Annotated in this window: 11 protein-coding genes and 1 pseudogene; 2 read left to right on the top strand and 10 right to left on the bottom strand. The window is 65.3% G+C overall.

Features of this window, described 5'->3' with window-relative positions:
- The 9 genes and pseudogenes from VGD20_RS19895 to VGD20_RS19855 all read right to left on the bottom strand — a co-directional run.
- A pseudogene (locus VGD20_RS19895) lies at window positions 1–312 on the bottom strand (hypothetical protein); the annotation flags it as partial.
- The gene (locus VGD20_RS19890) at window positions 309–1,013 is read right to left on the bottom strand and encodes a hypothetical protein (protein ID WP_331136111.1); all 705 of its coding nucleotides are present in this window, start codon (window positions 1,011–1,013) and stop codon (window positions 309–311) included. The gene VGD20_RS19890 and the pseudogene VGD20_RS19895, both read right to left, overlap by 4 nt.
- Window positions 1,014–1,024: 11 nt before the next feature.
- Complete coding sequence (locus VGD20_RS19885; RefSeq protein ID WP_331136110.1) at window positions 1,025–3,727, bottom strand: TonB-dependent receptor domain-containing protein; 2,703 nt, start codon at window positions 3,725–3,727, stop codon at window positions 1,025–1,027.
- Between the two features lie 414 nt (window positions 3,728–4,141).
- Entirely contained in the window at window positions 4,142–4,612 is a 471-nt protein-coding gene (locus VGD20_RS19880) for a DUF411 domain-containing protein (protein ID WP_331136109.1), read from the bottom strand.
- Window positions 4,613–4,650: 38 nt separating this feature from the next.
- Window positions 4,651–5,772, bottom strand: a complete 1,122-nt coding sequence (locus VGD20_RS19875) for a copper resistance protein B (RefSeq protein ID WP_331136108.1) — start codon at window positions 5,770–5,772, stop codon at window positions 4,651–4,653.
- Window positions 5,769–7,556, bottom strand: coding sequence for a copper resistance system multicopper oxidase (locus VGD20_RS19870; RefSeq protein WP_331136107.1), 1,788 nt, complete (start codon window positions 7,554–7,556; stop codon window positions 5,769–5,771). The genes VGD20_RS19875 and VGD20_RS19870 overlap by 4 nt, the downstream gene beginning before the upstream one ends.
- Before the next feature lie 99 nt (window positions 7,557–7,655).
- Entirely contained in the window at window positions 7,656–8,225 is a 570-nt protein-coding gene (locus VGD20_RS19865) for an RNA polymerase sigma factor (RefSeq protein WP_331136106.1), read from the bottom strand.
- The gene (locus tag VGD20_RS19860; protein WP_331136105.1) at window positions 8,222–8,662 is read right to left on the bottom strand and encodes a periplasmic heavy metal sensor; all 441 of its coding nucleotides are present in this window, start codon (window positions 8,660–8,662) and stop codon (window positions 8,222–8,224) included. The genes VGD20_RS19865 and VGD20_RS19860 overlap by 4 nt, the downstream gene beginning before the upstream one ends.
- On the bottom strand, window positions 8,662–8,910 hold the full coding sequence (locus tag VGD20_RS19855) for a hypothetical protein (protein ID WP_331136104.1): 249 nt from the start codon (window positions 8,908–8,910) through the stop codon (window positions 8,662–8,664). The genes VGD20_RS19860 and VGD20_RS19855 overlap by 1 nt, the downstream gene beginning before the upstream one ends.
- Window positions 8,911–9,048: 138 nt before the next feature.
- Here VGD20_RS19855 and copC point away from each other — a divergent pair, with 138 nt between their 5' ends.
- The gene (gene copC / locus VGD20_RS19850) at window positions 9,049–9,432 is read left to right on the top strand and encodes a copper homeostasis periplasmic binding protein CopC (protein WP_331136103.1); all 384 of its coding nucleotides are present in this window, start codon (window positions 9,049–9,051) and stop codon (window positions 9,430–9,432) included.
- Between the two features lie 4 nt (window positions 9,433–9,436).
- Entirely contained in the window at window positions 9,437–10,360 is a 924-nt protein-coding gene (gene copD, locus VGD20_RS19845; RefSeq protein ID WP_331136102.1) for a copper homeostasis membrane protein CopD, read from the top strand.
- 18 nt (window positions 10,361–10,378) lie between these two features.
- Here copD and VGD20_RS19840 read toward each other — a convergent pair.
- On the bottom strand, window positions 10,379–11,141 hold a 763-nt coding region (locus tag VGD20_RS19840), incomplete at its 5' end, for an aminotransferase class V-fold PLP-dependent enzyme (protein ID WP_331136101.1).

Raw genomic sequence — 11,141 nt, 5'->3', positions numbered from 1 at the left:
GCCCGTCGTCGCGTCGATCAGTCGCGCGCCCTTGGCCGTATGGACTTCATAGACCGGCCGCGCGCCGAGATCGCGCAGCACCAGACCCTCGACCGGCTCGCCGCGCGGCAAGCCCGCAACCGCGAAATATTCGCCCGGCGGCAGCGGATGCGAATGGCCCATGCCACCGCCGTGACCGCCGACCTTGTCCTTGTCGAGCAGCGCCATCACCGAACCGCTGAGGGCCCAGAGCAAGAACTGGAGACCGAGGACCAGGCCGACCCATTTGTGGATGCGGCGGAAAAAGAGCGGCGTCAGCCGGATGCGTTTCATGCCTTTTTCCTCTTGCGGCGCGGGAAGGACCAGATCAGCAGCCACGCGCCGGTCAGCGCCATCGCAAAGGCGCTCCAGGTAGCGACGCGGAGCAGCGGATTGTTGACGTCGGTGCGCTCGTCATAATCCATGATGTGCAGCATCCACGCGATGTCGAAGACCCGCCACAACGCGTGACGGCGCGAAATCAACTCGCCCGTCTGTGGCGACAGATAGAGCGTCGGCCGGTTCCAGCCCTCGAACTCGACCTGCCAATAGGGCGGTTTGCGCGACTGCATTTCCTGTGGCGCCATCGTGAGCAGACGCACCGATACGATCTTGCCCTCGCCGGTATAGATGCGCCGTGCCTGTTCGCGGATCTGCGCCTCGGTGAGCCGTGGCAGCGGCGTCGCCGTCCGCGCGTCGAACAGCCTCGCCCCCTCGGGCGTTTCGGCACGCCATACCGGCCGGCCCGAAAAATGCTGGAGGCGGAGTTCGGACACCCCCGGCGCGGCCGCGACGACCCGCGACGGCGCTGCGAGGCCGTCGAGGTCGAAGGGCTGGGCGGCCGGGGAACGCACCAGATCGTCGCCGTGGATGATGTCAATATGCACCGCCACCATGTAGAAGCCGGTCAGCGTCCAGAGCAAAGCCTGTACCCCCACGACCAGCGCCAGCCATTTATGCGTTCGCCGAACGAACAGCGGCCAACGTATCGCCATCTCGCGGCCCCTCAGAAGGCGGTGCGGAAACCGACGTAGAATCGCCGGCCGAGCAGATCGTAGGTCATCGTGTCGGTGTTCGCATCGGTAAAGCTCTGGATATAGGGCGCCTTGCGGTCGAAGAGATTGTCGACACCCAGCTGGAAGCGCGTCTTCTCGTCGATCTCGTAGGCGAGCTGGAGATTGTGATAGAAGACATTCGGCGTGCGATAGCCGATTTCTCCCGGCGCGGCATTGAAGTCGGTCGCCTTGCCGATCCACTGGGTCGACCAGGTCGCGCTGATGCCGTCCTTTTCGGCGGTCAGCACGCCATAACCGCGCCACTTCGAATAGCCGCCATTGCCGCCGCCGATGAAACCGTCGAAATCGATCGGGGCGCCGCCCGGGAAGGGATAGACGACATATTTGTTGAGATAGGTCAGATTGACGTCGAGCGAGATGTTCACAGCACCGATGCCGCCCGCGTAAACGAGCCCGAGGTCGAGGCCGTTCATTTCCTCGCGGCCCGTATTGATCGGCTGGGCCGACAGGAAGGTAACTTCGCCGGTTAGCGGGCTGCGCGTGAAATCGTCGCAGAAGGGGTGCGAGAGATTTTCACTCGCATAGCAGACCGAGAGCTTGGTCGAACCCGGGATCGCGCGGATCGCATCCTTGATCTTGATGTCGAACCAGTCGGCCGTGAGCGACAGGCCCGGGACCAGTCCCTTGGGCGAGATGACCGTGCCGACGGTCCAGGTGGTCGAGCTTTCGGGCTTGAGATTCTCGTTGCCGCCGACGGTCGTGAGGATCGTCGTCCCGAGCTGGACATAGTTCGCCGGAACCCCCGACGCCTGACAGTTCGAAATCAGCGTCGCGTTGCCGCTCGTCGAATAGCGCGAGCACGGGTCGGTCGTCGTGAGATTGCCTTCGGACACACCGCCGTATAGTTCGGGCACGTTGGGAATCCGGAAGCCGGTGCCATAGGTACCGCGCAGGCGGAAGCTGTCGCTGATCATCCAGTCGAGGCTGGCCTTGTAGTTCCAGTCGCTGCCGAACAGGTCGTAATCCGAATAGCGCACCGCGCCATCCAGCGTCAGCGCCTCGAAAAAGGGCGTGTCGGCAAGGATCGGCACCGACAGTTCGAGATAGGCTTCCTTGGCGGTGTTCGAACCCGAAATCGGGTCCTGCTGGTTCGTGTTCGCAATACCGAGCACGGTCAGCGGATCGGGATCGCGCCAGCCCTTTTCCTTGCGATAAACGACGCCGGCCGCGAACGAGACCGGCCCTGCCGGCAGCTTGAACAGGTCGCCGTTGAGATCGGCCGTGATCGTCGCAAGCTCGTTGCCGCCGCGATCGCGCGAGGTGAAGAGGATGTAGTCGAGCACCTCGGGGGTCAGGTCGCCGAAGCCGAGATAGTCGGCGCACGGGATCGAGGCCCCCGCAGCAAGGCTGCATTTGGTCGTATCGAGCGTGTTCGCGACGCGCTCGAGGTTGGCGATATTGGTCGAGCCGTCGACCCCGGTGTTGCGACCGAAGGCTCCCGCGACTTCCCACGCCCAATTGTTCGACAGCTTGCCGCGCAGGCCGAAACTGCCCTGCCAGGTATCGGTTTCCTGGAAGAAGTGCCGCGGCCCCGGCTCGGCGAGGCGCCGCTGGACGAGTACGATATTCTGCCCCGTCGGATTGGTCGGATTGCTCGCCGCAATCGCAAGATTTCGCAACGTACCCGGAGTGGCGATCTGTTTCGACTTGCGGAAGGTGTAAAGGAATTCGCCGAAAGCCTCGATATTGTCGGTGAGATCATAGTCGGCGAAAAAGGCCGCGCTGACGCGTTCGACAGGGCTCACGGCGTTCAGGAACGGGTTCGAGTTGAAATTGTGTTTTGCCGCGCTGTAGGGTTCGAAGAAGTCACCGTCGCCGCCCGGCACCTGATTGAAATTGATCTGCTGGCCATTCGGAAGCACGGCGCGCCCCCCGATCGTCGACGCGCTGTTGACGCAGCTCAGCGTCCCCGGCGTCGTCTCGGCCAGCGAACAGGGCGCGCGTGTCGCCATGTTGACCGCGCTGGTCTTCTGATACGTCACCGCCGCCATGAAGCCGCCGCGATCGTTGCGCACGCCCCAGATCAGGTCGGCGGTGAAATCCGAACCGTCGCCCTTTCCGGTTATCCCCTGGCGGACGCTGAGGCCCAGCCCTTCATAGTCGGTGCGCGTGACGAGGTTGACCACCCCCGCCATCGCGTCGGCGCCGTAGATCGCCGAGGCGCCGTCCTTGAGCACATCGGTGCGCGCGAGCGCCACGACGGGGATCATGTTGAGGTCGGGCGACGAGTTGGCGCCGGTGCCGCCTGCGACGAGGCGGCGGCCGTTGAGCAGCACGAGCGTGCGCTTGATGCCGAGGCCGCGAAGATTGACCTGCGCGGTGCCATAGCCGTTGTTCGCCCAATAGGCCGAGGTCTGGTTGCCCGCGAACCCGGCGTTGGCGGGGAGCCGCTGTAGCACCGTCTCGATGTTGACGAGGCCGGTGTTCTCGATCTGCTCGGCCGAAACGACCGTCGCCGGACCGACCCCGGCCAGATCCTGGCGGCGGATGCGCGATCCCGTCACGACGATGTCGGACGCGCCGCTACCGGCTTCGGCATTTGTCTGCGCGGCGTTATCCGCCTGCGCAAAAGCCGGTGTGGCGATCGTTGCGGCAAAGGCAGCGCTGGTGAGCAAAAGATTTCTGGTCGTCATCACGAACCCCCTGTTGGTACCCTGATGAGCGGCAAGGAGCATCAAATGTATATACAGGTCAATAGAAAATTACTGAATTATTTCATTTAGTTAGATAGCATTTTTGGAACGAGAGTAGCATGATTAATACGCATCGAACGCCCCCTCCCCTCATGCCCCTTGAACTTTTTTTCGCCTCATCGGCGGGGTGGCCGTAACGAACAATCACCGACGGGCGGCGTACCGCAATGAAATATCGGAGGAATCGCAAGAAGCGCCGCCCCCTGACCACGGAGAAGGCGGAAATTTCTGTCCGACAGGAAAATGCGGGTGCGCGATTATCCCTGTCGCGCTGCCAAGCAGGCCGCCCGCGGCGCGTCCCCGCCCGGCTCGATACGCGGGAGCCTTCATGCCGAGTCGCAGGTGCTTTTCGGGCTAGGCCCCGAACGCGCTCACCTCACCCGCAGCGCCGAATGCCATCACCGCATAGGCGTCGATGCTGCCGTCGGGCATCTCCATGCCGGGTGAACCGCGCGGCATTCCGGGAACCGCGATCCCGCGAATATCGTCGGGCCGTTCGGCAAGCAGGCGCGCGACGCTTTTCAGCGGCACATGGCCTTCGATGGCATAACCGCCCGCCACGGCCGTATGGCATGAGCGAAGGTCGTCGGGCACGCCATGAAGCGCCTTGATCGCGGGCATGTCGGCGCGGCTTTCGACCGTCACCTCGTAACCGGCTTTGCGCGCGATCTCCGCCCACGCCTCGCAGCACCCGCATTCGGGATCGCGATAGACGTGGATCGCTTTCGAACCGGCGCCGGTCTTTTGCTTCTCCGCACCGGAAGAGCCGGGCGATGCGTCGCACGCGGCGAGAGCCGTGGCCGCGCCCGCGATCATGAAACCCATCACGCTACGGCGACTATATGGTCGGGTAGGCGCTCGCATCAGAACCAGGCCTTCACCCCCATCACCAAGCTGACGCCGCTCGCATCCTCGCCCGCGGCGCGCGCGAAGCGTGCGGTGTCGCCGACCTTTCGCGCCCATTCGACGCCGACATAGGGCGCGAATTCGCGGACGATCTCGTAGCGGAGCCGGAGGCCAAGCTCGACGTCGGAAAGCCCCGACCCGATGCCGCTTTCGGGCACGTCCTGCAGCGCAAAATTGGCTTCGGCCATCGGCTGCAGGATCAGCTTCTGGGTGATGCGCTGGTCGTAGCTGCCTTCGAGCCGGGCGAGCACGTCGCCCTTGTTCGAGAGGAATAGCGCACCCTCGACTTCGAACCAGTAGGGCGCGAGCCCCTCGAAGCCGATCGTCGCATAGCTGCGGTCGGGCCCGTGGCCGAAGTCCTGGCGGACACCCGCCTGCGCGTTGAAATAGGGTCCGATCGCGCGGCTGTAGAGCGCCTGTACCTCGCCGCTTTCGAGCCCCTCGCCGAACACCGTCTCGCCCTCGCTTTTCAGCGTCAGCCGGTTGATGTCGCCGCCGTACCAGGCTTCGCCTTCCCAGCGGAAGCCGTCGCGGCCCTTGCGCGCCTGATATTCGGCGAGGTTCAGGCTGACGAAGCCGACCTGCTGCGCGCCGTTTTCGACCATCATCGCGTGGCGCGAATGCTCCATCTCTTGCTTGGGGAAGATGCGGTCGGCGTACCAGTCGCCGGGCGGCGGCGGCGCGGGCGCCTCGCCGGGCGGCAGGTCGGTGCCGCTCGCACCGCTGGTGCCAGCCGCGTCCGGCATCGCCGCCATATCGTGCGGGGGCGCCTGTTTGGGGGTGCAATGCCCCATGCTCGCGTGTTCGGGCGGGCAGTCGGGATCGGACGCCGGCGCGCCATGATCCATTGCCTTCATATCGTGATCGGCCTTCGCGTCGGGCATTTCGCTTTCCTGCGGCGAAGTGTCGAGCGTGCAATGGCCCATAGCGGCGTGCTCGGGCGCGCAGGCCGGCGTTTCGGGCGCAGATTTCGTGGCGGGCGCCGCGCCGTGCGCCGAATGATCCATCGACTGCGCTGCGGCCGGAACCGCGAAAGCAAGCGGCGCAATGCCGGCAAGAAGGAGCGCGATCCGGGTCATTCGCCGTCTCCCTTCGGACGCACGCTGACGACGCGCATCATCCCGGCGTGCATGTGATAGAGAAGGTGACAGTGGAACGCCCAGTCGCCAAGCGCGTCGGCGGTGAAATCGAAGCTCGCGGTGCCGCCCGGCTGGACGAGCACCGTATGCTTGCGCGGCGAACGGTCGCCCTTGCCCGTGACCAGTTCGAAAAAATGGCCGTGCAGGTGGATGGGATGGCTCATCATCGAATCGTTGATCAGGTTGACCCGGACGCGCTCGCCCTCGATGAACGGGATCGGCTCGTGATGGTCGGACATCTTCACCCCGTCGAACGACCACATGAAGCGTTCCATGTTGCCGGTGAGGTGGATGTCGAGCGAGCGCGAGGCCGCGCGCACATCGGGATTGCGATCGAGCGCGACAAGATCGTGATAGGTGAGCACCTCGTGCCCGACGTCCTCGAGCCCCTGCCCCGGTTCGCCCATGCGGTCGACGGGCATCGGCGAAATCGACTGGACGCTCGGGTCGCGCTTGACCTGCGGCGCGATGTCGAAATCGCGCATGCTGTGGTTCATGCCGCCGGAGCCATGCCCCATGGCGGCATGATCGCCTGTTGTGCCGTCGGCAGGCGGGAGCGTGCAATGCCCCATCGCGGCATGTTCGGCGGTGCATGACGCACCGCCGCTCGCCATCGCCCCCATCCCCATGTCCTTCATCGTCGCGAGCGGGCGTTCGCGCAGCGGCGGGACTTCGGCGACCATTCCGGCGCGCGGCGCGAGCGTTGCCCGACCCATCCCCGAGCGGTCGTTCGCTTCTGCGACCAGCGTATAGGCGCGGTCCTCGACGGGGGTGACGATGACGTCATAGGTTTCGGCGACGGCGATCTGGAACTCATCGGTCTCGACCGGCACGATATTCAGCCCGTCGGCCTGCACGACGGTCATGCGGAGTCCCGGAATGCGGATATTGAAGATCGACATCGCCGAGGCGTTGATGATGCGCAGCCGCACGCGTTCGCCAGGCCGGAAGAGCCCGGTCCAGTTGTCGCGCGGGCCATGGCCGTTGACGAGGAAGCTGTAGGTCGAGCCGTTGACGTCGGCGATATCGGCCGGGTCCATCCGCATCGCGCCCCATTCGACACGGTCCTTCAGCGGCTGGTCCTTGCCCGCAAGCAGCCCGCCGAGCGTCTGGCGCTGCATGTTGAAATGGCCGGGATTGACCTTGAGCTTGCGGAAGATTTCCTCGGGCGCGAGCCGGCTGTGGTCCGACAGCACGATCACATGCTCGCGGTCATAGCCGACCGGATCGGCGTCCGCGGGGTCGATGACGATCGGTCCGTAATGGCCAAGCTGCTCCTGCAGCCCCGAATGGCTGTGGTACCAGTAGGTCCCCGACTGGACGACGGGGAATTCATAGACGAAGGTCGACTTCGGCTTGATCCCGGGGAAGCTGACCCCGGGCACGCCGTCCATGTGGAACGGCAGGATCAGCCCGTGCCAGTGGATCGAGCTGTCCTCGTCAAGGTCGTTGACCACGGACAGGCGGGCGGTCTGCCCTTCCTTTAACCGGACGAGCGGCGCGGGCACGGTGCCGTTGATGCCGATCGCGCGGCTGACCTTGCCGTCGATCTGCATCGTCTGGCGCGCGATGCGCAGGGTGATGTTGTTCCCTGATACCGTCGGCAGGGTCGAGGCAATGCCGGGCGATACCGGCTGCGCCCATGCCGGAAACCACGGCGCCAGCGCGGCCACCGCGCCGCCACCCAATGCTCCGCTCACGAAACGACGCCTGTCTATCTGCATGATCTTCCTGATTGTTGGAGGCCTGTCTGCAAATCCCTACGCAGCGGCGCGGAATGCCCCTTGCCGCAGAAGCAGATTTTTGGATAGCCGGTGCTTGCCCTACTCCGCGCCGCCGAGCAGTGCGCGCAGTTTTGTTCGGGCGCGGTAAAGCCGTGTCTCGACCGTCTTTTCACTGACCTTCAGCAATTCGGCAGCCTCGGACTGCGTGAGATCCTCGACGCCGCGCAGGACCAGAACCTCGCGCAGATTGTGCGGCAGCGCCGCCATCGCGACGCGAACGCGGGCGAGTTCGGCACGGTTTTCCGCCTCGACGTCAGGCGCCGGACCATCAATCGCCACATCATGCGCGCTTTCGAGCGGGAGCGCTCGCGCAAAGAAGGACCGCACGGCGCGGCGCCGCGCCCAGTCGCGGCATTTGTTGAGCGCAATGCGTGAAATCCAGATGCGGAATGGCCGCTCGCCGTCGTAACGCGCCAGCGCCGCGAAGGCCGCCACGAACGTCTCCTGCGTCAGGTCCATCGCCTCGTCGGCGTCGGCGACATTGTTCCGGATCAGACGAAAGACGGGCGCCTTGTAGCGCGCCAGAAATTCGCGATAGGCATCCTGCCGCCCCGTTTTCGCAAGCGCGGCGAGTTCGCCGTCGCTACATTGCGAAAGGTCGAGACTCACCGTGCATCGGCGGTCAGCGCTTCGACCACGACCTTGTCGAACATCGCCGCCTGGTCGCGATCGAGCACGCCGCGCATCGCGAACAGATGCTGGAGCGTTTCCTTCTGCAGGTCGCCCATCACCTCATGCGTCTCGTCGATCGCCTTCGTGACCTGCGGCCCATAGCCGTGCTCGGCCTCGATTGCCTGCGCGAGCCGGATGTTGGCGGCACGCATCTCAAGTTCCAGCGCTTCGCGCCGGGCGGCGAACCGCGCCTCGATCGGGCCGATCTTCTGCCGCTGGGCAGGCGAGAGTTTCAGCTCGCGGTGCAGCAGGGCGTGAAGCTCGGTCTCGTTTGCACGCGGCGCGTCGACGAGCGCGCGGCCGATGAACACGCCCGCCAGCGCTGCCAGAAAGGCGATCAGGGCGACCATCAGCAACCGGCGTGACGGCGTCATCAGCGCGGGTCCAGCGGGCTCGCGGGGACGAGCGGCGTGAGCGGGCTTGCCGCGACCGCGGACGGAACGAACAGGCTTCCCGCGACAACGCCTCCGCCGAGCGAGATGAAAGCCGCAAGCGCGATCGTGCGCCGCATCGCCGCCGCTTCGCGCTGACGCGCGGCAAGCAGATGCAGGACACGGTCGTCCAGCGCATCGAGCGCCGCAGGTGTTGCGGCGGCATTCAATATTCGAAGTTCGTCGTCCATCGGCTTCCGCCAATCCTTTCAGAAACAATATACGCGCTTTGACCCGTCACCCCTCAACGCCCGAACGTTTTTCTTTTTCCGAGGGCCGCAGCACAGCCCTGCGTAATAGCCAGAACAGACATTCAATTGGAGTTTTTTATGAACAAGCGGCTCTCCCTTCCCCTCGTTGCCGCGCTCGCGCTGGCATTTATGCCCGGCGCGGCGCTCGCGCACGCCAAACTCGTCGGCTCGGCCCCGGCGGCAAACAGCGCCGTATCCAAGGTGACATCGGTCAGCCTGAAATTCAGCGAAAAGCTTATCGCCTCGACCGTGAAGGCCGAACTGGTGATGACGGGCATGCCCGGAATGAAGGATCACCCCCCGATGAAGATCCCCGTCACCTCGGCGATGGGCAAGGACGGCAAGTCGATGACGCTGCAGTTGAAGCGCGCGCTGGTCCCCGGGACTTACAGGGTCAAATGGTCGGCCGCGGGCGCTGACAGCCATCGCATGGGCAGCGAATTCGGCTTCACGGTCAAGTAGGACCATGACCGACCTCCCCGTCATCGGCATCCGGCTCGCGCTCTATGCCGACCTCATGCTGCTCACGGGGCTCGCCGCCTTTCCGCTCTACTCCCTCGGCCGCGACGAGCGCCGGGACACCTCTTTCGTCCCGGGCTTTGCGCACCTGCTGCGCTGGTTCTGTGCGCTCGGATTGCTGGCCTCGACCGTCGGCATCATCGTCCTGACCGCGAATATGCACGGCGTCGGAGCATTTTCGGTCAAGCCGGCGATGCTCCGCGCTATGGTGGGTGATACCGCCATCGGCGCCGCGTGGCTGGTTCGCACCCTCGCGCTGCTGGTTGCGGCGATCGCTGCCTGGAATTTCACCCGGCGGCCGACGATCGCGGCCGCGATTCTGGTAGCCGCCGGCGCAGTCGCGCTCACGACGCTGGCATGGGCCGGCCACGCCGGGGCCAGCGACGGGCTTGCGGGAACGGTGCATCGCGTCGCCGATGCGCTGCATATGATCGCCGCCGCGATATGGCTCGGCGCGATTGCCGCCTTCCTGCTCCTGCTGCGGCCGGAACACGGTGCCATATTGCCCGAACAGACCGCGCTGGCGGTACGGAGTCTCGACCGCTTCGCCCGGATCGGGACGATATGCGTGCTCGTCATAACCGCGACCGGCCTCATCAACGTTCAGGTGATCCTCGGATTCGCGAACATCGGCCGAGCGGCCGCATCCCCCTATGGCCAACTGCTTTTGATCAAGCTCCTGCTGTTCGGATCGATGCTGGTCCTCGCCGCGGCGAACCGCTGGCGGTTGACGCCAGCGCTCGACGCAGCGCTGGTCGACGACGATCCTGCGCTCGCGACCGCCGCAATACGTCGGAGCCTCGCCGCCGAGGCGGCCGCCGGCGCGGCGATCCTGGCGCTGGTCGCCTGGTTCGGGATGCTCGAGCCCTAGGGGCGAAACAGGCCCCGCTCAGGTTCGGGATGAAATCAGGCCCCTTAGTGCTCTGGCGAGCCCGTCCACATCGCCGGGCCCGTTGAACAGAGCCGGCGTGATCCGGACGCACGCCCCGCGCGCCGGGCCGGTGCGGTGAACGGAGAAGATCCGGTGATCGTCGAGCAGGCGCCTCGCGACAGCCATATTGTCCGCCTCGCTGGTGCGGCCGACAAGGCGAAAGGACGTGATACCGCCATGCAGGCGTGGATCGGCCGGCGTCAATATCTCGATCCCGGCCGTGCCGCGCAGGGGTTCCGCCCAGCGATCGCGCAGATAGCGCAGGCGCGCCGCGCGCGCCGCATCGCCGATCCCGTCCTGGAAATCGAGCGCGGCGGGGACGGTAAGCTGCGCCGCGAAATCGACCGTGCCCGTATGCACGCGCGTCTGGGCCATCGCGGCGAACGGCGGTTCGTTGGCGATATCGGGGTCGATCAGGTCGACCTTCGTCCTGCGGATATAGAGCGCGCCGACCCCCAACGGGGCGCCGATCCATTTGTGCAGGTTCAACCCGACGAAATCGGCATCGAGATCGGGCAGCGAGAAGTCGAGCTGTCCCCAGCTGTGCGCGGCGTCGACGATCGCATCGACCCCGCGCGCGCGCGCCATCGCCACGATTTCACGAACCGGAACGACCAGGCCCGTCCGGTGGCTGAGGTGGGTGAGCAGGATCAGGCGGACGCGCGGATTCGCGTTGAGCGCGGCATCGTAGCAATCGATCAGCCCCTGATACGTCGCGGGT

It is taken from the genome of Sphingopyxis sp., assembly GCF_036402335.1.
Taxonomy (GTDB): Bacteria; Pseudomonadota; Alphaproteobacteria; order Sphingomonadales; family Sphingomonadaceae; genus Sphingopyxis.
Note: the sequence above shows the minus strand (reverse complement) of the source record. Positions and strands in the feature narration are given on the sequence as shown.